This window comes from Neorhizobium sp. LjRoot104 (assembly GCF_964253725.1).
Taxonomy (GTDB): domain Bacteria; phylum Pseudomonadota; class Alphaproteobacteria; order Rhizobiales; family Rhizobiaceae; genus Neorhizobium.
In genome coordinates, this window is sequence record NZ_CAXURS020000001.1 from 307,484 (window position 1) to 331,175 (window position 23,692).

Sequence of the window (23,692 nt, forward strand, 5' to 3'; positions counted from 1 at the left end):
AGCAGGAGGCCGGATATGGCATATGACGATCAAGGCGGCATCATTGCCTTTTTGGCCGACCCGGCATCCTACGGGCTCACAGGCCCCGTCGAGCGGATGGAGACGCATATCTCCATGATTTTCCTCGTCGGCGACCGGGTCTACAAGCTGAAGAAGGCGCTGAAGCTGCCCTATCTCGATTTCTCGACGGCCACGATCCGCGAGCATGCCTGCCGCAAGGAGGTTGCGCTGAACAGCGAGACCGCGCCCGGCCTCTATATCGGCGTGCGGCGTATCACCCGCTCCGACGCCGGGACACTGGAGTTCGACGGCGAAGGACCGCTCGTCGATGCCGTCGTCGAGATGAGCCGGTTCGGGCAGAACCAGCTCTTCGACCGCATCGCGGTTGCGGGCCGGCTGACGCCGGAATTGATGACGCAGACCGCCCGGATGATCGCATATTATCATCGCCGGGCACCGGTCGTCTCAAAGGGAGGTGGGGCGGCCAATATCGAAGCCGTTCTCGATATCAACGATGCCGGATTTGCCACCAGCCATGTCTTCGGCCCGGCGGAACTGGCCAGGCTTGGCGGGAGCTTTCGGTCCCGGCTGATGCGGCATGGTGAGCTTCTCGATCGGCGGGCGCTGGCGGGCAAGGTCCGCCGCTGCCACGGCGATCTTCATCTGCGCAATATCTGCCTGCTGGGCGGCGAGCCATGCCTGTTCGACTGCATCGAATTCAATCTCGGGATCGCCACCGTCGATGTCCTTTACGATCTCGCTTTCCTGCTGATGGATCTGTGGCACCGCGGTTTTCCCGACCTCGCCAATCTGGTGATGAACCGTTATTTGGATGAAACCGATGACGAGGACGGGTTCTGCCTCCTGCCGTTCCTGATGGCGATCAGGGCGGCGGTTCGCGCGCATGTGACGGCGACGCAGGCTGAAGAGCCGGGGCAGGATGCCGCCGGGCTGGCGGATGAGGCGAGGTCCTATTTCAATCTCGCCCAGGCTCTGCTGGCGGAAACGCCGCCGCGCCTCATCGCGATCGGCGGCCTCAGCGGTTCCGGCAAGACGACGGTCGCGGATCGCCTGGCCGCCAAGGTCGGCGCGCCTCCGGGTGCCAGGATCGTCGAAAGCGACCGAATCCGCAAAGCCCTGCATGGTGTCTCGGCCGAGACGAGGCTCCCGGTTTCCGCCTATCAACCCGAAGTATCGAAAAAGGTCTATCGCGAGATGGCGAGGCATGCGGAGTTGATCCTTGCCGAGGGCGGATCCGTGGTTGCTGACGCGGTTTTCGACGATCCGGCCAACCGGCTCCTCATGGAGGGTGCCGCTGCGAAGGCCGGGGCAGGCTTTCAGGGCATCTGGCTCGAGGCAGACCCGGAAGTGCTCTGGCAGCGGGTTCGGGAGCGGGCGGTAGGCCCTTCAGACGCGACGACGGACGTGCTGTCGGGCCAACTGGCCCGCAAACCCACCGGTATAGCCTGGCGGCTTGTCGACGCATCAAAAACGCCTGAAGCGATCACCGCCGCGATCCTGCGGAATTGACTGCCGCGTCGGACGTATGTCGCCCGACGCGGAAGGGAGATCGGGAAGCCTACGAGAAATCCAGCACCATGCGCCCGTCGACCTTGCCGTCCTTCAGCTGCGCAAAGATATCGTTGATGTCTTCGAGCGGAGCCTTGTGGATTTCCGCCTTGACCTTGCCTTCCGTGGCGAAGGCGATGGCTTCGTCGAGATCACGCCTTGTCCCGACGATCGAACCGCGCACGGTGATGCGTTTCAACACCACGTCGAAAATCGGCGTCGGGAATTCGCCGGGCGGCAGGCCGACCAGGCTGACGGTTCCCTTGCGCCGGACCATCCGGAGCGCCTGCGAGAAAGCTGGAGGCGAGACGGCGGTGACCAGCACCCCATGCGCGCCTCCGCCGGTTGCTTTCAGCGTCTCCTCCACCGCAGTCAGCGAGCGGGCGTCCACGGCGAGATCGGCGCCGAGATTTCGGGCAAGCGCCAGCTTCTCCGGGCTGACGTCCAGTGCCACCACATGCAGCCCCATCGCCTTGGCATATTGGATCGCCACATGGCCGAGCCCGCCGATCCCGGAAATCGCCACCCATTCGCCGGGCTTCGCCTCGGTCTCCTTGAGCCCCTTGTAGGTGGTCACGCCGGCGCAGAGGATCGGCGAGATCGCCGCGAAATCGACGTCCTGGGGCAGCCTTGCGGCAAAGGCAGCGGAGGCGATGACATATTCCGCAAAGCCGCCATTGCAGCTGTAGCCCGTATTGTGCTGGTGCTCGCAAAGCGTCTCCCACCCGGTTTCGCAATATTCGCAGCGAAGGCAGGCATCGTGCAGCCACGCGACGCCGACGGCATCGCCTTCCTTCAATCCCGTCACCCCAGGTCCAAGCTCGGCAACGATGCCGGCGGCTTCATGCCCGGGAATGAACGGTGGGCTCGGCTTGACGGGCCAGTCGCCGTCGGCGGCGTGAAGGTCGGTGTGGCACACGCCGCAGGCCATGACCCTGACAAGGATTTCGCCGGGTCCTGGAATGGGCACCGGGACGCATTCGATCGCGAGCGGCTTGCCGAATTGGCGCACGACGGCGGCTTTCATCGTTCGGGTCATCTTCGTCTCCTTGTTGTGGAAAGCACAAGTGCGCGAAGAGTTATCCGGCCCCCGGGGTCGGTTCATTGACCCAGCGCAAGCGGAAGCAGATGGCCGTGGCGCGCGCCCGTTGATGCGCGTCAATGTCGGCGGCGCTGACGACGCTAAAACTCGAGAGCTTAGGTGGCCGGCCCTGCGTGACTTCACGGGCCTTCTGGCGGAGGGAGGATATGGAGATGAATTACGACGTGGGAGTCCTGAACGCGGCGGATGTCTATCGCGCTTTTGCGGTTGTCCAGCTGGTCCTGTCGGGCCTGGACCTCCAGACGTGGAAACGGCTGACGGCCTCGGCCTCATTGCGTCGCGATTGGCTGGCCGTTACGGATGCGCAAGGATATGTCCGCGGCCTTTGCCATGTCTTTGCCCGCGAACATCCGGTTTACGGGCGCCAGCTCGAAATACCGGTTTTTGCATCCATTGGCCTCGTCGATGACCAGGGCGTTGCGAAACGTCTTTTCGAATACGCCAAGCTGCGCGCAAAACTGGATGGGTGCGAAAAGGTCCATTTCTGGTCCTCAGCGTCTCAGGGCGGCCATAGCCTTGATACACTCCGGGACGCAGGTCCCTGGGACGATGGATTGGTCTATGATCTGAGCACCGTTCACTGACAGCGTTTGCGGCGAAGGACGCCAGGGTTCCGCTCGGAAATGATTTCGGCACGCTACTGCACGTCCGTCTCTGCATCCGGAAGCGATATCGGTCTCGCATCAGCCGCATTCGGGCCAACCCGGATCAAACGAGGTCGGCCGCCGTCAGCGTATAGGTGGTGCCCCGATTGGGACGATACGCCTTCATTGCTGCATCCTGAATGCTGGATCTGGCCGCATCGAAAGCCCGGAGGTAATCGTCCTCCGACATGCCTGTCGCAGCGTTATTGGCGAGTGCTTTGGCTTCCACGAAAAACCTGACCTCGAACATGCCGTCATAACCCAGGAAACGAACGACCTTGCGCGCTTCGTCGAAACTGCGGCTTCTGTTCGGGAATATCAGGGTCATGATGTTTTCAGTTCGAGATGGAAGGCATTTCTCTTGGAAACGGCATTCCGGGTTTCTGATGATGCGTGTTGCCGTGTCAGAACAGATCGCGAAGCAGGATGTAGAGAATGAATGCCATGGATATCCCAGGCACGACCATGCGGAACAGACCACCGTAGCCTGCCCGATGCAATTGCGGGCCTGTCTGGGAAAAAGGTTGGATTCGCCTGATGGAAGACATGTCGTCCTCCTCGTTGGGGCCAGGGCTCGCGCCCTTGATCGCAGCGCCCGTTCTGAATCTGCTACCTGCCCCAATATGGGGCGAGCGCGGACAAATACAAGGGGAGGTCTCTCCGCTCTCCAAGAGTTGAGAGATCCGGCGCAGCCGTATTTCATGTGATCCGGCTGCCTGCCTATTGGGGCGGTGTGGCGCTGTCGGCTATTTGTTCTTCAGAAGCCACATTTTGCCGGCCATGGTGATCCCATGCGCGGATTCTTCCGCCGGGACGTCCTCGTTGAGGATACGCAGAAGGCCGTATTCCCGCAGCTCATTCAAGGTCGTGGTCGTCAGGAACTTGATCTTCTGCGGCCGTTCCTTGAACCGGTCGTTCCGCGCATAGGTCACGACCGCATTCAGATGTGTCCACTTCTTGGCTTCCTGCGGAAACAGGTCACCATCCTTGGCGAGCTTCAGGCCCCTGATCTGGGTCGGCGTCAGCTCGACGGTCAACGCATGCGCCGCAGGCGTCGGGGTGGCGGTCGTCTTGGTGTTCTCGGTCGTGTTCAATGTTCGGTCCTTGATCGGTACGGAGGTAGTCTTAGTGCATTGGCTGCGCAGGCGCTGGTATCAGCCTCGCAGATTGCATCGGTTAAGAAATCTTTGCTGCCCTGGCGGCATCGCGGAACGACAGGAGCTTTCGGCTCTTTTCGTCCCACAGCACGAGTTTGACGCATTGGATGCTCTGCCAAAGCGTTATGCGGCCGATGCCGGCAAGCTCGGGGTGATCGCGCAGCACTTCGGGTAGCCGGTAATAGGGGATACGGCTCGACAGGTGATGGACGTGGTGGATGCCGATATTGCCGGTCAGCCAACGCAGCGCCAGCGGCAGGTCGTAATGGGATGCGCCGTGAAGAGCGGCCTCCGGAAACTGCCATTCCTCGGTCTTCGACCAATGGGTTTCCTCGAACTGATGCTGGACGTAGAAGAGCCACACACCGGCGGCCCCCGCGATCAGCACGATCGGCAGATGGACCAGCAGGAAGGGCACGAGCCCGATCGCCCATATCATCAGGGCCGCCAGAATGGCGACCGCAAGATTGGTCGCCATCGTCGAAATCCAGGGCATGGAGCCCGATTTCATCATTCCGAACGGCAGGCGCTGCTTGAAGAGGAAAAGCCAGGCGGGTCCGATGCCGAACATCACCAGCGGGTGGCGATAAAGCCGGTAGGCAAGCCGGCGCGACCAGGGCAGGCCCCGATATTCGTTGATCGTCAGCGTGGTGATGTCCCCGATGCCGCGCTCGTCCAGGTTGCCGGCCGAGGCGTGATGGGCGGCATGCGCCCGGCGCCAGTAATCATAGGGCGTCAGGGTCAGCACTCCGAGCACTCGCCCGGTCCAATTGTCGAGACGCCGGCGGGCGAAGAACGAGCCGTGGCCGCAATCGTGCTGGATCATGAACAGCCGCAACAGAAAGGCCGCGGCCGGAAGGACGAGGATCAGACCGATCGGGTAGCCCAGGAAAACGGAAACATAGGCGCCGGCCCAGAAGGCGGCGAACGGCAGTACTGTGACAAGCAGCTCGAAGGCGCTGCGTCCAAAACGCGGCTGCCGGTATTTCGAAAGAATCTTGAGCCAGGCGCCGATATCGTCTTCGGCAGCGGGCGCAATCGCATGGGCTGTGGCGTTCATGGAAATCGATCCACCTTTTTGGCCTCGGCATGCGGCTCGCCCGAAGCGGGATGTGCCTGCACGTCCTCAGGCACATGCCTCAAATATCAGCCCTGGCGGGCCTTGCGTGCAGCGTAACGACGATCGCGCTCCGCCTTGCGGGCGGCTTCATCGGCGATCACCCGGGCAATCCGGTCGTTGGTTTCCGCTTGCCGGGCTTCGGCCTCGGCCTTTTCATGGGCTTCCGCAGCGGCGGCCCGTGCGGCCGCTTCCTGGAGCAGGCGCTCGTTCTCGGCAGCCTTCTGGGCCTCGCGCTCGGCGCGGCGGGCTTCCCTCGCGGCCGCGATAGCCTCGCGCTCGGCGCGGCGTTCCTGCATTGCGGGATCTGTCGGTTTGGGGGCGGTCGCAAACTTTGCCAAAAGCTCGCGTTTAGCATCCGCTGCGGTTTTGCGGCGCTCGGCAAAGCTGTTGTCGCTCGGGTGTCTCAATGTATCTTCCTTGTCAGATCTGAAATGTTGCGGTCGAAACGAATATCGCGCCTACCGGGAGGTTATGCAGATATTCGCGTCAGCCAGATTCCTCAACGGAAAAAGGCCAGACATACGCCTGGCCTTCACATATCTCTTGCCGCCATGCCAGTACGTCCGTGGTCATGGGAGGCTAAAGTTTTAGGCAGCCTGGAGCTGGCCTGCGGACATCTTGCCCGACTTGCGGTCACGCTCGAGTTCAAAGCCAAGCTTCTGGCCTTCAACGATCGAGCCCATGCCAGCGCGTTCGACGGCAGAGATGTGAACGAAGACGTCGGCGCTGCCGTCGTCAGGCTGGATGAAGCCGAAGCCCTTGGTGGCGTTGAACCATTTAACTGTGCCGGTGGCCATAACGAACCCTTTCATAGCAACATTGATAATCCACCGGGCGACGCACGGCGGGTGTTTCGACTTTTGAGAGGGAAAGTTCGTCAAGAAGCGCGATGCGCAGCAAAAACAAATATCGGCAAACAAAGTATCGAGGTTTTCTCCCTACCGTACGGGGACCGAAGTGTCAACTTTTTGTTTTGAAAATCGCGAATTACACAACCGAGGATAGGCTTTCTATATGGCGAAAGAATATCAGCGGTATCTGCATCAAGGTCTCGCAGGTTGAGCGCGCCGGCGATTTGAAAATCTAGGCCGATGCCGGCATTTCTTCGGTCGTCACTTCGAAAGAGGATAGGATCGCGGGGCCGAAGGCGGTCGAAAGCGCCACGTCCGTCGCATCCCGCCCGGTGGCCATCAGGATGCGCCCGATGCGGGGTGTGTTGTGGCGGGCATCGACCGTATTCCAGCGACCGCCGAGATAGACCTGGAACCAGGCGCTGAAATCCATCGGGTTGACATCGACCGGGACGCCGATATCGCCGAGATAGCCGGTGCAGTACCGGGCGGGGATGTTCATGCAGCGGCAAAGCGTGATGGCGAGATGCGCGAAGTCGCGGCACACGCCCGTACGGTCGGTAAATCCTCCGAAAGCTGTCCGCAGCGGATCCGCGTTCTGGTAGTTGAAGGTGATGTGGTTATGGGTAAAATCGAGGATCGCCTGTACCCGCGGCCAGCCGAGAGGTGTTGCGGAAAATGTCTTCCAGGCGAAATCCGCCAGGCGGTCGGTGTCGCAGTAGCGGCTGCCGAGCAGGAAGACCAGCACATCGTCCGGCAGATCCTTGATGTCGTGCTGGAAGGCGTTTTCCGGCACGGGGTCGGGCGTGCCGTCGTCATAGATCTCGAATTCCGTCGAGATCGTCGTCAGCCCCGGCGGCGCGACGATCCGGCTGCATGAGTTTCCGAAGCTGTCGAGGTAACTCCAGGCCTCGATCGGCCGATCGAAACTCAGGACCTGGTCACTCAGCAGGTCCGCGCGACGCGAGGGATGTATGTTGAGGACTAGCAGCATGGCCGTATCGTGCTGGCATTCATAGCCAAGGCGAAACCCCGCGCGTATCTTCATGATCGGTTCCCTATGGAAAAACTCTCGCCGGAATGGCGCTTCAGCTGCAACGCTCGAACAACCGGGCTGTTCCTGTCACCCATGCAGTTTCACGCTGTGGTCATCGGTCGTGACGTTGACCTGCACGGACATGCCGTCGAAATCGGTCTCGTCGCCATCGTAACTTCCCGAAAGCGGGACTGCCTGCCGCGGGTCGCGAGCGACACCGACGCGGATCAGGTCGCGGTTGCCGACGATGCCATTGGTGGGATCAAATTCCACCCAGCCGGCGCCGGGCAGATAGACCTGGCACCAGGCATGGGTAGATCCGCCGCCGAGCGTCGTCGAGCCGTCGCGGTCGGGCACGTAGATGTAGCCGGTGACGAAACGTGCCGCTAATCCGAGCGACCGCACCGCCTCCATCATCAGCAGCGCGAAATCACGGCAGGTGCCGCGACGCAGCTGCAGGGTTTCGAGCGGTGGTTGCGTCCCGTGTTCCGAGCGCCGGGCGTAGATGAAACCTTCGTGGAGCGCAAAACACATGGTCATCAGCAGGTGGCCGGTCTCGGTGGGGTGGCCGACCTTGATGAATTGCCGCGCCCATTTGCCGACCCGGTCCTCGGGATCGGGATAGTGGCGCTGGATCGTCCGCTCCAGATCAAAGGCTTCTTCGGGATCGTACGCGAAGGGGTAGGTGAGGGCTTCATCGTCGATCTGGAAATCCATCGCCACCTGAGGCGTATGGTCGAGGCGGATGATCGTTTCGAACCTCAGCTCGGATGAGGCTTTGGATATCCCGACGAGCGCCACGCAGTTGCCGAAGACATCGTGAATCCACCGGACATAGTCCGGTTTGGGAAAAACGTTCAGCTGGGTACTCAGCAAAGTCTGGTCAAAACTGTCCCGCGGCCTGAACATCAGCCTGTGTTCGCCGAACTCCACCGGTCTCGTATACCGATAGGAGGTGACATGCCGGACGGAAAATATCGTCATCCAATCACCGCAAAAGCATTAGGGGCGGCATGCGCTGGCGCGGAGCGCCTTATCGCACCCTGCATGGATCACCGCTATAGCAGGCGCCATGCCAAGGCGACAGGAAAAACCGGCCGCGGCGGGTAAAATACGGTAACCCGAACACGGCATCGGACCGCCGCTGTCTCACTGATTGAGCCGCTGCAGCGGATAATCGCCGGCGTCGTAGAGCCTCTGTATCTGGGTGCTGTCGAAACGGGCTTCCTCGACCTCGAGAATGGATCCGCGCAACAGGGATGCAGGCATCACCTCGATTGCGAAACGCAGAGCCTCGGCCACGGTTTCGAACCTCTTGTAGCCAAGCCTGCTCGTTCGCTTCCAGTTCTTGCACGGGTAGAGCCCCGCGCCGGCGTTGTAGTTGAAGGCGGCCATGATGGTGTCCTTGTGGTGGAGGAGATGTGCGTGGGAATGGTCCGAACGAGCATCCTCGCCGGAACGGCTCCCCTTGTCAGGCCGGGTTCAGGCCGGCTGCAATTGCGACGCGCGCCGCTGGAGGCGTTCCTGCTTCTGGGCGAGCTTGATCTCGCGGCTTCTCAGCGCCTGTCTCTGGCGGAATTCCTGCAGCTTGGCAGCATTCGAGCCTTCTTCTGCATCGGGTTTGCGAAACAGATTCTGGGCTGCATTGCGGACGGTATCGATCATTGATGTAACCTTAAAGGGTAGACTGCGGGACGTAACAACGGCCAACGCAAGAGTTCTCCTGCCGACAGGGCGGAGTTCGACGTTCGCAAAATCAAGGGTGTCGCCAAGCAACCGGCAGGACCGGGAGGATCAGGTAGCCGAAAAGGCTGAAAACGTGAATCATATATGGCGATACAATGCGTCACTTTCAAGACTTGCCGCCCGAGGGAGCCGACGCGAGCCCTGGCCCCGACAAAAAGAGGCGCGCGATGTCTTCACGATCCCCGCATGCCTTGTGACGGACGCCAGGCAATACGATCTCCGCAAGGATCAGGATCAGGCCGGAGGCGTCGTGACGCGGCGCCTCCGGCCTGGGCTATTATTTCGGCTTCTTGCCCAAGGTGAGGCCGCTGCCGGCGAGCTTGACCTGCGCGCCTGCAGGCGCGGCCGTGGCTGCGGCGGCCTTGTCTTTTTTCGGTTTGCGCGTTTCGCGATTACTTCGTACCTGGCCTTTAGCCATTTTGTCCTCCTGGGGCGGCGATGGATGGTGGAGAGTGATGTTCTGCCGACAGGCATGCAAAGCGTGAAATGACGGATTTGCGAAACACTGCCTTTGCCGGCCGACGCATCAAAGCTGCGGTAGTACGGTATCTCTGTGTTTGCTCAACGAAGCCGATATCGCGGCCCCAAAGCTCTTCTCGGGGTGATCGCCAAAACGGGCAAGCATGATGGCTGCCCCCGTTGCGCCGACCCGGCCCGTGACGAGCATGCCGCGTGTGTGCAGACGCTCGCCGAATTGATGGAGTTCGATATTTTCCCGGTATCCGGGGCCGCTGACGCGGACCAGGTTGCGGGAGGTGGACTGAGAGAATTCGGAAGACATAACGTCCTCCTTTCATTGGGGCCAGGGCGTGAAAATCCTGAAGCAGCAGCGCCCTTTATATAGCTGCTGAAGTAAGCATCATGCGCCGGACTTGCGCCAAACGCAATGTGCGGGGTTGTGAGAAATGCCTTGCTCAAGACATAGTTGACCGGCGGGGATTGCCGACGGACGTGTCCGTCCATATCTGGGCCCCTCGATCGCGCCGTCGGCGCGGAAATCGGGTTACTTGCGCTTGGGAGCGACCGGCCCTTTCTCCGGTTTCTGGGGATGGCCCGGGGCGATGGGATCGCTTGCCGGAAAAGTCTCTTCGAGCGACTCTTCCAGGTAATCGTCCTGCTCCTTGGCGGCATCTTTGGCGGACGTTCCGGGTGACGGCGTCTCTTTTCTCGTTTCCATTGTCGATCTCCCTGGTTGGTCGAACCGGACGATCCTACTCCCGTTTCTTCGACGGCAGAAGACATGATGGCCTTCGGGAGGGAGGCGCCTTTATCTCAGTGACCTGCGGAAGCCGCGCAGCGAGAGCGCAAAGAACACCGTGGCGATGATGCAAAGCCAGGCGAATTGCGGCCACACGACCGAAAAACCGGCGCCGCGATAGAGGATCGCCTGGGCGAGCAGGATAAAATGCGTGTTCGGCGCGGCGAGCATGATCGTCTGGATCACCTCCGGCATGCTTTCGCGGGGCGTGGTCGCGCCCGAGAGGATCTGCAGCGGCAAAAGCACCAGCATCAACAGCAGGCCGAACTGCGGCATCGAGCCGGCAAACGTCGCAAGCGCGATCCCCATGGCGGTTGCCGCCAGAAGATGGAGCGCCGCACCCGCCATGAACAGCACGACCGAGCCCTCGATCGGCACCTCCAGCAATCCCTGCACCACGAAGACCAGCGAAAGCAGTGTGGCGACGAACACTACCAGCCCCATCGACCACACTTTTGCGGCCATGATCTCGAACGGCGTCAGCGGCATGACCAGAAGATGTTCCACCGTACCGTGCTCGCGTTCGCGGATGAGGGCGGTACCGGTCAGGATGATCGCCAGCATGGTGACGTTGTTGATGACGTTCATCACCGATGCGAACCACATCTGGTTGAGTTCGGGATTGAACCGGGCGCGCAGTGCCAGATCCACCGTCGGCGCCTGGTTGTCCTGGGCGGAGAACTCCGAGACCTCGGTCGAGACGATGTTCTGCACGTACCCGGATCCGGAAAACGCCTGTGTCATGCGGGTCGCATCGACGTTGAGCTGGACCACCGGTGTCTTGCCCGCGATCAGGTCGCTCTGGAAGTTCGGCGGAATATCGAGCGCGAACGTGTCGGTGCCGGAATCCATGCGAGCGTCCATCTCACCCGCGGTGATCATCGCCGGCTGCTTGAAATAGGGCTTCAGGAAAGAGTCGGCGATCCGGCGCGAGAGCGGTGAACTGTCCTCGTCTACGATTGCGATCGGCGCATTGTTCAATGTCTCGGGAACAGCCTTTGCCTCCGTATAGACGGCGATCGTAAAGGAATAGACGATCAGTCCGAGCAATATCGGGTCGCGCATCAGCCCGCGCAGTTCCTTGATGCCGAGATGGAAGACGTTAGCGAACCGCATCCGTCACCTTGCCTGTTTCTTGAGAAAGAAGGTGCTTGCCGCGATCAGCAACGGCGCGGCGACGATGAGCGGCAGGAAGGCTTCAAGCAGGCTGTCGAAGCCGAGGCCCTTCGAAAAGGTTCCGCGGGAGATGATGTTGAAATAGGTGGTTGGATAGATCCGGCCAATCACGGCCCCTGCGCCCTGCAGCGACGAGACCGGGTCGATCATGCCGGCGAACTGCACCGCCGGTATGATCGTCATCAGCGTCGTCCCGAAGATCGCGGCGATCTGGCTCGACATGAAAGTCGAGACGAGCAGGCCGAAGGCGGTCGCGAACCCGACATAGAGAAGTGCCGCGGTGGCGAAGGCGAGCAGACTGCCGGTGAATGGCACCTGGAAAACCAGGATCGCAAACAGCCACAGGAGCACGGCGTTCATCATGCCGAGCACCAGGTAGGGAAACTGCTTGCCGAGCAGGAATTCGAGCCTCGTCACCGGCGTCACGTAGAAGTTGACGATCGAGCCGAGTTCCTTCTCCCGCACCACCGAGAGCGCGGCCAGCATGGCGGGGATCAGGAGAAGCAGCAGCGGAATGACCGCCGGCACCATGGCCACCAGGCTTTCGATGCCGGGATTGTATCGGAAGCGGGTCTCGATGGAGAATTGTCCCCTGGCTGCATCGCCGTAGAACTCGCGCGCCTTCTGGGCCAGCCAGTGGGCATGCATGCCCTGCACATAACCGCGCGTCGTTTCCGCCCGTTGCGGCATCGCGCCGTCGATCCACGCGCCGATTTCCACGTCATGGCCGCGGGCGACATGTTCGGCGAAACCGGCCGGGATCTCGATCGCCAGTTTCAGGGAGCCGTCACGCATGCGGCGGTCGAGATCGGCATAGTCTGCAAGCGGTGGCTGCTCGATGAAGTAGCGGGAACCGGCGATGTCCGCGATATAGTCGCGGCTGGCGACCGTGTCGTCCCGGTCGAGGACCGCAAAGGTGAGGTCCTTGACGTCCATGTTGATACCGTAACCGATCACGAACATCAGGATGACGCTGCCGATCAGCGCGAGCGTGGCGCGGATGGGGTCGCGGCGGATCTCCAGGGTTTCGCGAAGGCTGTAGCTCCAGACGCGGCGCAGGTCGAAGGCGCGATGCCGGTGCGGGCCGGTGAATTTGCGCTCGCCTTCGGCCGTCGGCAACGCCGGCGCGGAGGAAGCAACCGGGTCCCCGATCGCATCTTCGAGATAGGCGATGAAGGCCTCTTCCAGCGTCGTGGCATATCGGTTTTTGCGGATCGCATCGGGCGTATCGCTCACCAGCACCTTGCCGGCATGCATCAGCGAGATGCGGTCGCAGCGTTCCGCCTCGTTCATGAAATGGGTGGAGATGAATATGGTGACGCGGTCCTTCCGCGAGAGTTCGATCAATGCCGCCCAGAGCTGGTCGCGGGCGATGGGATCGACGCCCGAGGTCGGCTCGTCGAGGATCAGCACCTCCGGCGAATGGATCAGCGCCACCGCCAGCGAAAGCCGCTGGCGGACGCCGAGCGGCAGGGCATCGGGCAGCGTGTCCATCACCTCGGCAAGCTCGAAACGCCGCCCCATTTCCCCGATCCGCGCCGGGATCGTGTCAGCCGGCAGCTGGAACAGGCGCGCATGCAGGTCGAGGTTCTGACGGACCGTCAGCTCGCCATAGAGCGAGAAGGCCTGGCTCATGTAGCCGACACGCCGCCGAACATCCATGTCCTTCGGATCGACCGGCTTGCCGAAAAGTTTCGCCGTCCCCTCGCTTGCGGGCAGAAGGCCGGTCAGCATCTTCATCGTCGTCGATTTGCCGCAGCCGTTCGAGCCGAGAAAGCCGAAGATCTCGCCACGGCGGATGCGGAAGCTGACATTGTCCACCGCCGTGAAGTCCCCGAAGCGCATGGTCAGGCCTTCGGCCTCGATGGCGAAGTCAGCCTCCGTGAAGTCCGCAGGCTGGATCGCGACCGCGTGGTGGGCGGCGCGTTTCTCTTCGGGCATGAGCTGGATGAAGGCTTCGTCGAGAGTGTGCGCGCCGGTACGGGTTAGGATCTGCCGCGGCGTGCCGGTCGCCAGCACCCTGCCGGCATCCATGGCCGCCAGCCACTCGAAGCGGGCCGCTTCCTCCATGTAGGCGGTCGCCACGATCACGCTCATCTGCGGCCGCTCCCTCCGGATATCCTCGACAAGGCTCCAGAACTGCCGCCGCGACAGCGGATCGACGCCGGTGGTCGGCTCGTCGAGGATAAGAAGGTCGGGATCGTGGATGAGCGCGCAGCAGAGGCCGAGCTTCTGTTTCATGCCGCCCGAAAGCTTGCCCGCCGGCCGGTCCTCGAAGCCCGACAGGCCGGTGCGCTTCAGAAGGTTGGCGATGCGGTATTCCCGTTCCTCGCGGCCCTGGCCGAACAGGCGGGCGAAGAAGTCGGCATTCTCGAACACCGACAGCGTCGGATAGAGGTTCTTGCCGAGCCCCTGCGGCATGTAGGCGATGGCCGGGTAGGTGCGGTCCCGGTGACGGGCGTCGCGCATATCGCCGCCAAGCACCTCGATCTCTCCGGTCTGGATCTGCCGGGCGCCGGCGATCAGCGAAAGCAGCGAGGACTTTCCCACTCCGTCGGGGCCTATCAGGCCGATCATCCGGCCTGCCGGCACGTCGAGACTTATGCCGTCGATGGCACGCGTGCCGCCGTAGGAATGGCTGACGTCCTTCAGCCTCGCCACATAGGCCGGTTCCGCCGGGATAGCCATCGCCTGCTGTTCCGGGCTCATGGCGTGAGCGGCTGTGACAGGGCCGCGGGCCACTCGGCGGCGGGATCGAGCTTCACATAGGTCCGGCCCGGCAAGCCGGTCTTGACCTGGGCGATATATTTCTGAAGCAGCTCAGGAGAGACCCGTGCCCGCAGGCGGAACATCAGCTTCTGGCGTTCCTCCTCGGTCTCCACCGTCTTCGGCGTAAATTGTGCCACATCGGAGACGAACGAAATCCGGGCCGGAACGACATATTGAGGGGCGGCATCGAGGACGATGCGGGCCTCGCCGCCGATCGGGGTGCGCCCGGCCTCTTCCGTGGCCAGGAAGAAGGTCATGTAGACGTCGCCGACATCGAGGATGTTGAGCACGCGGCCGCCGGCGGCGACCACTTCACCGGGCTGCGCCACGAGATATTGCACCCGTCCGTCACGCGGAGCCTTGAGCTCGGAATCGCGCAGATCGGCGTCGATGCGAGCGACGGTCGCCTGCATCGCCTCGACCGAGGCCTCGGCGTCGATGACCTGAGACTGCGCCGCGCCGATTGCCGCATCCGTCGCCGCAAGGTTGGCCTTGGCGGCGGAGACGGTTGCCACGCTTCCCTCGACCCGGGCCCGGTCGTCGTCCAGCAATTGGTCGGAAACCGACCCGCTGCGGCTCATCTGCTCGCTGCGCGCAAGCCGCTTGCGCGCCGATTGCAGCTGGACCTCGTTCTGGGAAACGGTTGCGGCCGCGGCTTCCTTTTCCGCCCGGCGCTGGACGACCAGGCTTTTCGCGGTTTCGATGGCGATCCTCGCCCTGGCAAGCTGGGCTTCCGCTTCCCGCTTCTGGGCGGCGAGCTGTTCGATATCCATGCGGGCGACGACCGCGCCGGCTTTGACGAAGTCGCCTTCCTTCACCAGAATGTCGGAAAGTCGCCCCGCGGTCCTCGCCGCGATGTCGATCTCGACGGCTTCGATGCGGCCGTTGCCGCTGGCAATTCCCTGCATGGCTTGCGCGGCCCGAAGGTCCTGCTGATACCGCCAGCCGAAATAACCGGCGGCACCTACGACTGCGACAATGATGGCGGCTTTTGCGATACGGTTCAAAGGAGGCTCCATGAACGCTGATGTCGGCAGTTTCGTATCCGCCCATCACGGGCGTTGTGGTGATCTAAGTCAAGCGCGGAAGGTTTTTACCAGCGGCTCGGCACATCGGCGAGGCAAAAGCCGGATTTGCGCGCTTCTCGCTATGGCCGCCCGCGGGCCGCGAAATCGACGAGAATGGGCTGCTGACCCTTCAATATCTTGCGTTCCGCCTCGTCGAGGCCGAACCATCCGGCCCGGTCGACTTCCGGGAACTCCTTCATCAGTCCCGATTTCGGCGGCCACTCGATCTGGAACATGTTGCTGACAACGATTGCCGTGTTGATATCGGCTTCTACCGACCAGGCGAGGACGCGCTTGCCGCCGGGCTGGCGATATTCCCCGAGCCATTCGAAGGGGCCATCTATTCGCGCTCCCACCTCCTCGAAAACCTCCCGTTTCGCAGCCGCCAGTTCGTCCTCGCCTTCATCGACAAGGCCCTTGGGAATCGACCACGCCCCCTCGTCCTTGGCTGCCCAGAACGGCCCGCCGGGATGAACCAGAAACACTTGCCGATATCCGGCCGTTCGCCGGAATATCAATAGACCTGCGCTGCGTTTCGGCATGACGAGCTTTCCTCATGGCGGCGGGCGCCGCTTTCGATCCTAGCCAATCGACGGGCGGCGCGCACCCGTTTCAAATTATCCGGTCCGATTGACGAAGATCATGGCTCGGGCGGGTGCCGGTTCTAGGCTTTCCTCCACAGGGCCGATCAAGGCCTTATGCAGAGGAGAAAGACAATGTCGTTCAAGACAGTGCTCGCAATGATCGGCAATACGGAACCTACCGCTGATCTCGCCCGTGCCATGGAGATCGCGGCCGAACTCGAAGCGCATCTTTCCGTGGTGGTCATCGGCCTCGCCGTTCCGGCAAACATGGGAGATTTTCCGGCCGGCACGATATGGCTCGACCAGCGAGACGAAGATCTGAGACTGCTCAACGGCATCGAGAAACAGGCAGCCGGCGCCTGCGGGACGAACGGCCTCTCGTTCGATGTCGACGTCATCTATGCGGAAGGCGTTTTCATCAGCGAGGAAATTCACCGTCGCGCGCTTTATGCCGATGTGCTTGTGATCGGAGACGGCATACGCAGTGACCCCGCCCTTGCCAGCAAGATCATCGATGGCGGCGTGTTCGAAGCGCGGCGTCCTCTCCTGCTGGTGCCGAAGGACCGCAAGACGACGCTGAAGCCGAGGCGGATGCTGCTCGCCTGGAATTCCCGTGCCGAGGCCGCTCAGGCCGCACGCGAGGCTCTTGAGATGATGACCTGGGCCGAAGAGGTGCATGTCGTGCTCGTGGATCCCGACAGCTCCTACTGGGTCAGCGGCGGCGAACCCGGAGCCGACGTTGCCGCCTATCTCGCCCGCCACGGCGTAAAGGTCGTCGTCGAACAGCTGGCAAGCGGCGGCCGGCCGGTGGAAGACGTGCTCGAAAGGCATGCGCTGGAGATCGACGCCGACCTCATCGTGATGGGCGCCTACGGACATTCGCGGCTGCGAGAGCGGATCTTTGGCGGGGTGACGGCCTCGATGGTGCGAGAAAGCAGGTTCCCCGTCCTGATCGCCCGGTAAAGCATGGAAACATCCGGCAAATCTTGCCTGTCTCACGCAGTCGGCGGGAGGCAGGTTTTGCGTCTATAGATAAGCAGCGACAGGGAAGGGGGATACCTGCCCCCCCCGGACGCAAAGATCCGCCCCGCGGGGGTGAACCCGAAGGGCGGATCACTTGGCATTGCCTGCCGCTTATCGCGCCGGTTGCGCCGTCGGCGTGCGGATAACGACGCCCCCGACGTCGGCTATGCTGGCGGCCAGGATACGTATCGCTTCTTGCTCCGCATCGGAGGCAAACTCGCCGATGACCTCCACGACCGAGTCGCGCACCCTGACCTCGACCTTGTCCTTGCCAAGACCCAGTTCCGCCAGGAGCCGCGTCGCGACGGCGAGCTGCAGCGCATCGTCGCCGCGGGCGATCACGTCAGGGGTGGCGATGGCGATCTTGAGGACATCGCGGCGGCTGACGATCCCGACGAGCCTGCCGTTGTCGAGGACCGGAACGCGCTTGATGGCATGGAGGCGCATCAGCGCGACGATCTCGGCAACACTGGCGCCAGGCGCCACGCTGACGACCTTGCGGCTCATGCAGTCCTCTGCCTTCAACCCGTGCGTCTTGACGTAGTTTTCGAAGAATGCCGGGTCGCTGTTGTCCGGAGCAGCCTTCGGCGAGAGGTTGAATTCGTGGCGCTTCAGAATGTCTCCTTCGGTGAGCATCCCGCACAATGTCCAATGATCGTCGATCACCGGCAGGCCGCTGATGTCGTTGTCGATCATCATCCGGATCGCGTGCCGGAGGCTGGTTCCGGGGCTGACGTGAACCAGCCGGGTGGTCATCAAATCTCTGGCAAGCATCCTGTGCTCCTCTGGTGGCGATCATCCTTCTCTGCCTTCGAGCTTCTCCCATCGTATCCACTCGGGCCTTGACCTGGCGCAATCGCGAAGGGTGCGAAGGGCGATCAGGCCGGGCCCGTTCTGCGGACGCGCCATTTGTCCAGTTCGGTGACCACCAGGATCGAGGAGGCTGCAAGCAGCATCAAAGCCCATTCGGCGAACGAGATCGGGGCGAGATCGAGGGTTTCGCGAAACCAGGGGATATACATCGCCGAAATATGGATGGCCTGGGCGGCGATGACGGTGAGGATCAGCAGCGGGTTGCCGAAGAAGTTCAACGAGAAGATCGATCGGCGCTCCGAGCGGCTGGTGAAGGTCTGGATGTTCTCGAAGAGCACGAAAAGCAGCAGCAGCATGTTGCGCGCCTGCGAAATCTCGTAGCCCTGATACAGCAGATAGGAGAAGATCGCGAAACCGCCCCCGCCGATGACCAGCATCGACTGGACGATCCGTCGTATCATCAGCCGGTCGAAGATCGGCTCCTTCGGACGGCGCGGCGGCCGCGCCAGTTCGTCCCCCTCCGGCTTCTCGCCGGCAAGCGCGACGTCCTGGATGCCGTTGGTGACGAGATTGAGCCAGAGCAACTGCACCGGAAGCAGCGGCATGGGCAGCCCGAGCGGAATTGCCAGCAGGAAGAGCAGCATTTCGGCCGCACCGGTCGCGGCGAGCATCAGGATCACCTTGCGGATATTCGAATAGGCGGTGCGGCCTTCGCGGATGCCGCTGACGATCGACGCGAAATTGTCGTCGGTGACGACGATATCGGCGCTTTCCTTGGCGACCTCAGTTCCCTTGCAGCCCATTGCCACGCCCACATGGGCGTGTTTCAGGGCGGGAGCGTCGTTGATGCCGTCGCCGGTGACGGCCACGAAATGACCGTTGCGGGCGAGCGACAGCACGATCGCGAGCTTCTGCGCCGGGGCGACCCGGGCATAGATGCGCGCCCGCCCGGTCAGTGCGTCGAGTGTTTCCTGCCCGGCCTCCTGCGCCTTTCCGACCTCGGCGCCGGTGGTGATCTGATCGGGCGTGAACCGCAGCCCGGCCTCCGCGGCGATGGCGGCGGCTGTCTTCGGATCGTCGCCGGTTACCATCACCACCGTTACACCGGCGGCGTAGCAATCCCGGATCGCCTGCGGAACTTCCGGGCGGATCGGATCCTGCATGCCGGCAAGGCCGAGAAACATCAGATCGACCAGGTGATGATAACCGAAGGTCTCGTCCGAACCGCCGCGGATTTCCCCTTCCGCAAACGCGAGCACCCTGAGCCCGCGCTCGGCCATCTCCTGCTTTTGCCGGAGAAGCATCTCGCGATCGATCGGCACGATGCCGTTGCCGCCATCCATCCGGTCCGCCATGTCGATCAGGGTTTCCGCCGATCCCTTGACGAAGATGCGTACCCGCTCGCCCCGGCGGTGGAACGAGGCGGCATATTTGAGGTCCGGCTCATAGGGGATGCGCGCGAGCAGCGGGTAGTTGTCCTTCATCGCCTCCTGCTCGAGGCCGCCCTTGCGGGCCGCAGCCAGGAGAGCGATGTCAACCGTATCGCCGACGCCTTTCCAGCCGTCCGCATGGCGGGTGAGTGCGCCCTCATTGGGCAGGACGGCCGCCTTCAGCAGTCTCTCGGCACGGTCACGCGCCTCCGCCGGGCTGAGGTTCGACCCGCGGATCTCGCAGGTATCGAGATCCATGCCGGCATCGAGCACAAGTTCGCTGCCGTCGGGCAGGCGGATATCGGTGACCGTCAGCTCGTTGAGGGTGAGCGTCCCCGTCTTGTCGGTGGCGATCATCGTGCAGGATCCGAGGGACTCGACGGCCGGCATGCGGCGAACGATGACATTGCGCCGGGCCATGCGGCGCATGCTGATCGCCAGCGCGATCGAGATGGCGATCGGCAGGCCTTCCGGAATGGCGCTGACCGCAAGCCCGACCGACATCATGAACAGGTCGCTCCAGGCAAGCCCGCGAAACAGGCCGATGGCGATGAGCAAGGCGGAGGCGATTCCGACGCTCCAGGCGATCATGTTCGAAAAATGCTTCAACCGGATCATCAGCGGCGGCGGGCTGATCGAGACCCTGTCGATCTCGGCGGCGATCCTGCCGATTTCGGTCGAAAGGCCGGTCGCAACAACCAGGCCGGTGCCGCGGCCGCGCGTGACGAGGCTGCCTGCAAACGCAAGGCCGGATTTCCTTTTTTCGTTCGGCGCCCCTATGGCGGTGACGGTCTTGCGCGCCGGCGCGGACTCGCCCGTCAGAAGTGACTCGTCGCAGAGCAGGTCATTGGCTTCGAAAAGCTCGATATCGGCCGGGATGCGGCCGCCGGCCTCGATCCGGACGAGATCGCCCGGAACCAGCAGGCACGCCTCGATCTCCTGCGCCGTCCCATCGCGGACGACGGTCGCAACCGGCTGTTCAAGGCTGCGCAAGGCTGCCGCGGCACGGCCGGCGGAATATTCCTGGATGCCGCCGATCACGCCGTTCAGCACCAGCACGATGCCGATGAACACGGCATCCTCGGCCTCGCTGAAGAGAAGCGAGACCGCAGCCGCGATCAGCAGGATATAGATGAGCGGGCTGCGGAATTGCGCGAGGAAGACCAGGAGCAGGGAGGGGGTCCTGGGCTCGGGAAGGCGGTTCGGCCCGAATCGCGCCAGACGCTCCGCCGCTTCGGCGGCGCTTAGCCCGTAAGGGAACGTATCGTTGTGCTCGGGTTCGGATTGGACCAAGACTGAGTTTGCAGGCATCGGCGCTCCAGATCAAACTGCACCGCCCTCATCGGCAAGACGGAGAGGCGCTCGATCGAGGAGGATAACCGCCAGGGTTTGCCGGTAATTGATATCCGTCAACGGGAGAACGTGTGCTGGTCGCTACGCGGATGATCGCTGACCTGCCATGGAACTTTCATCCAGCGGCGACTAGAGCCCCGGCGGTTTTGAATACGCCAAGTGGCGCGGTGTGAGCAACCGGCGGAAACGCGTAGCCTTCATCTTGCGTAGCGTTGGAGCCGGTTGCGGCGATGGTCCCGGCAAAATCTGCCGGGGTTTGGTATCCGAGCGAGGAGTGCGGCCGGAAATGGTTGTAGTCGTCCGCCCATTCAGCAATGGCGCTGCGGGCATGATCGAGGCCGAAGAACAGGCTTTCGTTGAGCAGCTCGTCGCGCATGCGCCCGTTGAAACTCTCGACATAGCCATTCTGCATCGGCTTTCCTGGCGCGATGTAGTGCCATTCGACCTTGTGATCTTTCGACCAGGCGAGGATGGCATTCGACGTGAGTTCGGTGCCGTTGTCGGAGACAATCATTCCTGGCTTGCCGCGTCGTTCGATCAGCGTCGTCAGTTCTCGGGCGACCCGCCGACCAGAGATAGACGTGTCCGGGATCGCTGCCAGGCATTCGCGCGTCACATCATCGACAATGTTGAGCACGCGAAAGCGTCTGCCGCAGGCAAACTGGTCATGCACGAAGTCCAGCGACCAGCGGGCATTGGCCTTCGCCTCGACCAGGATCGGCGCACGCGTGCCGACGGCACGCCGCCTGGCTTTCCGCTTGCGGACGGAAAGACCTCCCTCGCGATAGAGCCGGTAGATGCGATTGACGCCAGACCGCTCTCCGTCCCGCCGGAGCAGGATGAACAACCTTCTATAACCGAAGCGCCGTCGTTCATTGGCCAAGTCGCGCAGCTTTGCTCGCAGCGCCACCTCCGGCGGTCGGCACGACCGGTAGCGGATCATCTTGCGGTCAGCAGATATGATCTGGCAGGCCCGCCGTTCCGAAAGACCCATCACGGCCTTCAGATGCGTGACGGCGTCACGCTTGGCGGCAGGCCCTACCATTAATGGGATGGTCCGCCTCGTCCTCCTGCCGCATCATGAGGCTTTCAAACTGAAGGAGGTTGCAATGCCACAGCGCAATGTGCCGCGCCCAGCGGCTGTCTACGGAATTGATATCGGCAAGAACATATTCCACGTCGTCGGTCTCAGAAGCGATGGCGTGCCCGTCCAGAAGGTTCGGTTCCGACGCGACACACTGCTGCAGTTCTTCGAACGAGCGGCGCCGGCGATCGTGGGGATGGAATCGTGCGCGGGATCTCAGTGGATCGCCAGGAAGATACAGGCTCTCGGGCATAGGGTACGCTTGATCCCCGCACAGTTTGTGAAGCCCTACGTCAAATCGAACAAGTCCGATATCATCGATGCGGAGGCGATCGCTGAGGCGGCGACCCGACCAACGATGCGGTTTGCAGCACTCAAAAGCGAAGAACAAGCCGATCTTCAGGCTTTGCACCGGGTGCGGGATCAGATGATCGGCACAAGGACACGCCTGATCAATCAAATGCGAGCATTCTGCCTCGAATACGGGATCGCCCTGCGGCAAGGCGCGGGCCTGTTCAAGCTCGACCTGCCGCAAGTTATCGAGGACCGGTCAAACGACCTTTCGTCGGCGATGCGTAAGCTGCTTGCAGATTTGTTCACCGATCTAGGCCAGTTGGAACGACGCATCGGCGACGTCACACGCGAGATCGAAGCTGTAGCCAGTCGAGAGGATGCCGCAAGACGGCTCATGACGATCCCTGGGATCGGAGCGTTGGGGGCAACTGCGCTCCTGGCTGCCATTGGAAACGGCCGGCAATTCCAGAAAGCTCGCGATCTGGCAGCGTGGCTTGGCCTTGTGCCACGGGAATACTCGACCGGAGGAAAGCAGAAGCTTCTCGGCATCAGCAAGCGGGGGAACCGCTATGTGCGCAAGCTCCTCGTACATGGAGCACGATCCTGCTTTCGGCACCTCGACCGAACACGAGATCGATTGGGGAACTGGCTGGATGGCCTTCAGGCTCGGATGCACCCCAACAAAGCTGTCGTCGCACTTGCCGCTAAAATGGCCCGGATCGTCTGGGTCGTCCTGACCAGGCCTGGAGCGCTCTACGAACGCAGAGACCCTGCCTTCACCTGAGGATCCAAGCTCGATTGCAAGGCTCGGGAATAGTGATGACGAAACAGTGGATCAACATGCCGTAAGCCCTGTGCAAAAAAGCGGGCTTCGTGCCTGGACCATTTATTGGGAACGGCGTGTGCGGATCTCATCATGGCCTGGCTGCAACCGCAGTCCACTCGCGAGAGGCCGGATACATTTATGCAACTGGAATCGTCATTTGCGATGTCGCGAACTCTTGCACGGACGAGGCGGACCATACATTTTTTGCAAGAAGCTCGCGCAGTGCGGCTGCATCCAGCATCTGTTCGGCCAGCAGCTTCTTCAGCCTCGCGTTCTCGTCCTCAAGCGCCTTCAGCCGCTTCGCCTCGGAGACCTCCATGCCGCCGTATTTGGCTTTCCAATTATAAAACGTCGCTTCTGAAATTCCGTGCTTGCGGCAGAGATCGGCCGCTTTCGCTCCTGCCTCCTGCTCCTTCAACACCGCAATAATCTGCTCTTCCGTAAATCGCTGCTTCTTCATTCGTCCGTCCTTTTATGGGCCGGACTCTAATCCATTCTGGAGGAAATTACCCGTGGCAGGTCACTGGGCATCACCTTTGGGCACCAGTTCTGGGCATCAGGTCGCCAATGATGCCAAAACACTATCCGGCACGACTGGAAAATCAAGGAATTAAGGGGATTTAGAGAGAATTGGCTGGGGAACCTGGATTCGAACCAAGATTAACGGAGTCAGAGTCCGTCGTTCTACCGTTGAACTATTCCCCAGCAGGGGCCGCCGGGAAATGGTCCGGCCGGTGTGCGGCGCTTATAAACAAAAGCTGGCGGATTGCAAATACCGATTTCGAAAAAA

General features: G+C 62.0%; 24 protein-coding genes, 1 tRNA gene and 2 pseudogenes. 4 read left to right on the forward strand and 23 right to left on the reverse strand.

All coding sequences use genetic code 11. The annotated features are described in order from the left end of the window. Window positions 1-15 precede the first annotated feature (15 nt). Entirely contained in the window at window positions 16-1,530 is a 1,515-nt protein-coding gene (locus tag ACSQ8R_RS01465; RefSeq protein WP_436251748.1) for an AAA family ATPase, read from the forward strand. A gap of 49 nt (window positions 1,531-1,579) precedes the next feature. Here ACSQ8R_RS01465 and adhP read toward each other — a convergent pair whose 3' ends face one another. Next, window positions 1,580-2,608, reverse strand: a complete 1,029-nt coding sequence (gene adhP, locus ACSQ8R_RS01470) for an alcohol dehydrogenase AdhP (RefSeq protein ID WP_436251749.1) — start codon at window positions 2,606-2,608, stop codon at window positions 1,580-1,582. A 122-nt stretch (window positions 2,609-2,730) separates the two neighbouring features. Here adhP and ACSQ8R_RS01475 point away from each other — a divergent pair, with 122 nt between their 5' ends. Beyond that, complete coding sequence (locus ACSQ8R_RS01475; protein WP_436251750.1) at window positions 2,731-3,255, forward strand: hypothetical protein; 525 nt, start codon at window positions 2,731-2,733, stop codon at window positions 3,253-3,255. A 124-nt stretch (window positions 3,256-3,379) separates the two neighbouring features. On the opposite strand, the gene ACSQ8R_RS01480 is transcribed toward ACSQ8R_RS01475, so the two are convergent. The 17 genes from ACSQ8R_RS01480 to ACSQ8R_RS01560 all read right to left on the reverse strand — a co-directional run bounded on the left by ACSQ8R_RS01480 (window position 3,380) and on the right by ACSQ8R_RS01560 (window position 16,037). Next, window positions 3,380-3,643 (reverse strand): DUF1488 domain-containing protein, encoded by a 264-nt coding sequence (locus tag ACSQ8R_RS01480; RefSeq protein ID WP_436251751.1) that lies wholly within the window; start codon window positions 3,641-3,643, stop codon window positions 3,380-3,382. Window positions 3,644-3,719: 76 nt separating this feature from the next. Then, entirely contained in the window at window positions 3,720-3,863 is a 144-nt protein-coding gene (locus ACSQ8R_RS01485) for a hypothetical protein (protein WP_436251752.1), read from the reverse strand. A 198-nt stretch (window positions 3,864-4,061) separates the two neighbouring features. Further along, entirely contained in the window at window positions 4,062-4,352 is a 291-nt protein-coding gene (locus tag ACSQ8R_RS01490) for a hypothetical protein (RefSeq protein WP_046603538.1), read from the reverse strand. A 139-nt stretch (window positions 4,353-4,491) separates the two neighbouring features. After that, entirely contained in the window at window positions 4,492-5,532 is a 1,041-nt protein-coding gene (locus tag ACSQ8R_RS01495; protein WP_436251753.1) for a fatty acid desaturase, read from the reverse strand. Window positions 5,533-5,618: 86 nt separating this feature from the next. Beyond that, window positions 5,619-5,999 (reverse strand): DUF6481 family protein, encoded by a 381-nt coding sequence (locus tag ACSQ8R_RS01500; RefSeq protein ID WP_436251754.1) that lies wholly within the window; start codon window positions 5,997-5,999, stop codon window positions 5,619-5,621. A 180-nt stretch (window positions 6,000-6,179) separates the two neighbouring features. Continuing rightward, window positions 6,180-6,389, reverse strand: a complete 210-nt coding sequence (locus ACSQ8R_RS01505; protein WP_436251755.1) for a cold-shock protein — start codon at window positions 6,387-6,389, stop codon at window positions 6,180-6,182. 286 nt (window positions 6,390-6,675) lie between these two features. Then, window positions 6,676-7,491, reverse strand: coding sequence for a transglutaminase-like domain-containing protein (locus ACSQ8R_RS01510; protein ID WP_436251756.1), 816 nt, complete (start codon window positions 7,489-7,491; stop codon window positions 6,676-6,678). 75 nt (window positions 7,492-7,566) lie between these two features. Continuing rightward, a complete protein-coding gene (locus ACSQ8R_RS01515) occupies window positions 7,567-8,463 on the reverse strand; it encodes a transglutaminase family protein (protein WP_436251757.1) in 897 nt (298 codons plus the stop codon). 165 nt (window positions 8,464-8,628) lie between these two features. Then, window positions 8,629-8,874 (reverse strand): hypothetical protein, encoded by a 246-nt coding sequence (locus ACSQ8R_RS01520; protein ID WP_436251758.1) that lies wholly within the window; start codon window positions 8,872-8,874, stop codon window positions 8,629-8,631. Window positions 8,875-8,961: 87 nt separating this feature from the next. Continuing rightward, window positions 8,962-9,144, reverse strand: coding sequence for a hypothetical protein (locus ACSQ8R_RS01525; RefSeq protein ID WP_046628384.1), 183 nt, complete (start codon window positions 9,142-9,144; stop codon window positions 8,962-8,964). A gap of 358 nt (window positions 9,145-9,502) precedes the next feature. Next, a complete protein-coding gene (locus tag ACSQ8R_RS01530; protein ID WP_172716950.1) occupies window positions 9,503-9,643 on the reverse strand; it encodes a hypothetical protein in 141 nt (46 codons plus the stop codon). 108 nt (window positions 9,644-9,751) lie between these two features. Next, window positions 9,752-10,006 (reverse strand): hypothetical protein, encoded by a 255-nt coding sequence (locus ACSQ8R_RS01535; protein WP_436251759.1) that lies wholly within the window; start codon window positions 10,004-10,006, stop codon window positions 9,752-9,754. 222 nt (window positions 10,007-10,228) lie between these two features. Continuing rightward, entirely contained in the window at window positions 10,229-10,402 is a 174-nt protein-coding gene (locus ACSQ8R_RS01540; protein ID WP_436251760.1) for a hypothetical protein, read from the reverse strand. Window positions 10,403-10,492: 90 nt separating this feature from the next. After that, window positions 10,493-11,599 (reverse strand): ABC transporter permease, encoded by a 1,107-nt coding sequence (locus tag ACSQ8R_RS01545; RefSeq protein WP_436251761.1) that lies wholly within the window; start codon window positions 11,597-11,599, stop codon window positions 10,493-10,495. Between the two features lie 3 nt (window positions 11,600-11,602). Continuing rightward, a complete protein-coding gene (gene rbbA, locus ACSQ8R_RS01550; RefSeq protein ID WP_436251762.1) occupies window positions 11,603-14,347 on the reverse strand; it encodes a ribosome-associated ATPase/putative transporter RbbA in 2,745 nt (914 codons plus the stop codon). 17 nt (window positions 14,348-14,364) lie between these two features. Then, a complete protein-coding gene (locus tag ACSQ8R_RS01555) occupies window positions 14,365-15,435 on the reverse strand; it encodes an HlyD family secretion protein (RefSeq protein WP_436251763.1) in 1,071 nt (356 codons plus the stop codon). Between the two features lie 140 nt (window positions 15,436-15,575). Continuing rightward, on the reverse strand, window positions 15,576-16,037 hold the full coding sequence (locus ACSQ8R_RS01560) for an NUDIX domain-containing protein (RefSeq protein ID WP_436251764.1): 462 nt from the start codon (window positions 16,035-16,037) through the stop codon (window positions 15,576-15,578). Window positions 16,038-16,211: 174 nt separating this feature from the next. Between ACSQ8R_RS01560 and ACSQ8R_RS01565 the strand changes: the two genes are divergently transcribed. Then, window positions 16,212-17,042: a universal stress protein gene (locus ACSQ8R_RS01565; RefSeq protein ID WP_436251765.1), complete on the forward strand. Its 831-nt coding sequence runs from the start codon at window positions 16,212-16,214 to the stop codon at window positions 17,040-17,042. Window positions 17,043-17,213: 171 nt separating this feature from the next. On the opposite strand, the gene ACSQ8R_RS01570 is transcribed toward ACSQ8R_RS01565, so the two are convergent. The 3 genes and pseudogenes from ACSQ8R_RS01570 to ACSQ8R_RS01580 form a co-directional block, all read right to left on the reverse strand. After that, a complete protein-coding gene (locus ACSQ8R_RS01570) occupies window positions 17,214-17,876 on the reverse strand; it encodes a CBS domain-containing protein (protein WP_436251766.1) in 663 nt (220 codons plus the stop codon). 104 nt (window positions 17,877-17,980) lie between these two features. Beyond that, window positions 17,981-20,656 carry a cation-translocating P-type ATPase gene (locus ACSQ8R_RS01575; protein WP_436251767.1) on the reverse strand — a complete coding sequence of 892 codons (2,676 nt, stop codon included), beginning with the start codon at window positions 20,654-20,656 and terminating at the stop codon, window positions 17,981-17,983. A gap of 157 nt (window positions 20,657-20,813) precedes the next feature. Then, window positions 20,814-21,743: pseudogene (locus ACSQ8R_RS01580) on the reverse strand (IS3 family transposase); the annotation flags it as partial. A gap of 64 nt (window positions 21,744-21,807) precedes the next feature. Between ACSQ8R_RS01580 and ACSQ8R_RS01585 the strand changes: the two are divergent. Continuing rightward, window positions 21,808-22,860 carry an IS110 family transposase gene (locus tag ACSQ8R_RS01585; RefSeq protein ID WP_436251768.1) on the forward strand — a complete coding sequence of 351 codons (1,053 nt, stop codon included), beginning with the start codon at window positions 21,808-21,810 and terminating at the stop codon, window positions 22,858-22,860. Between the two features lie 238 nt (window positions 22,861-23,098). On the opposite strand, the pseudogene ACSQ8R_RS01590 reads toward ACSQ8R_RS01585, so the two are convergent. Together ACSQ8R_RS01590 and ACSQ8R_RS01595 are read right to left on the reverse strand one after the other, a co-directional pair. Continuing rightward, window positions 23,099-23,362, reverse strand: a pseudogene (locus ACSQ8R_RS01590) (transposase); the annotation flags it as partial. A 171-nt stretch (window positions 23,363-23,533) separates the two neighbouring features. Continuing rightward, a tRNA-Gln gene (locus tag ACSQ8R_RS01595) sits at window positions 23,534-23,607 on the reverse strand. Window positions 23,608-23,692: the final 85 nt, after the last annotated feature.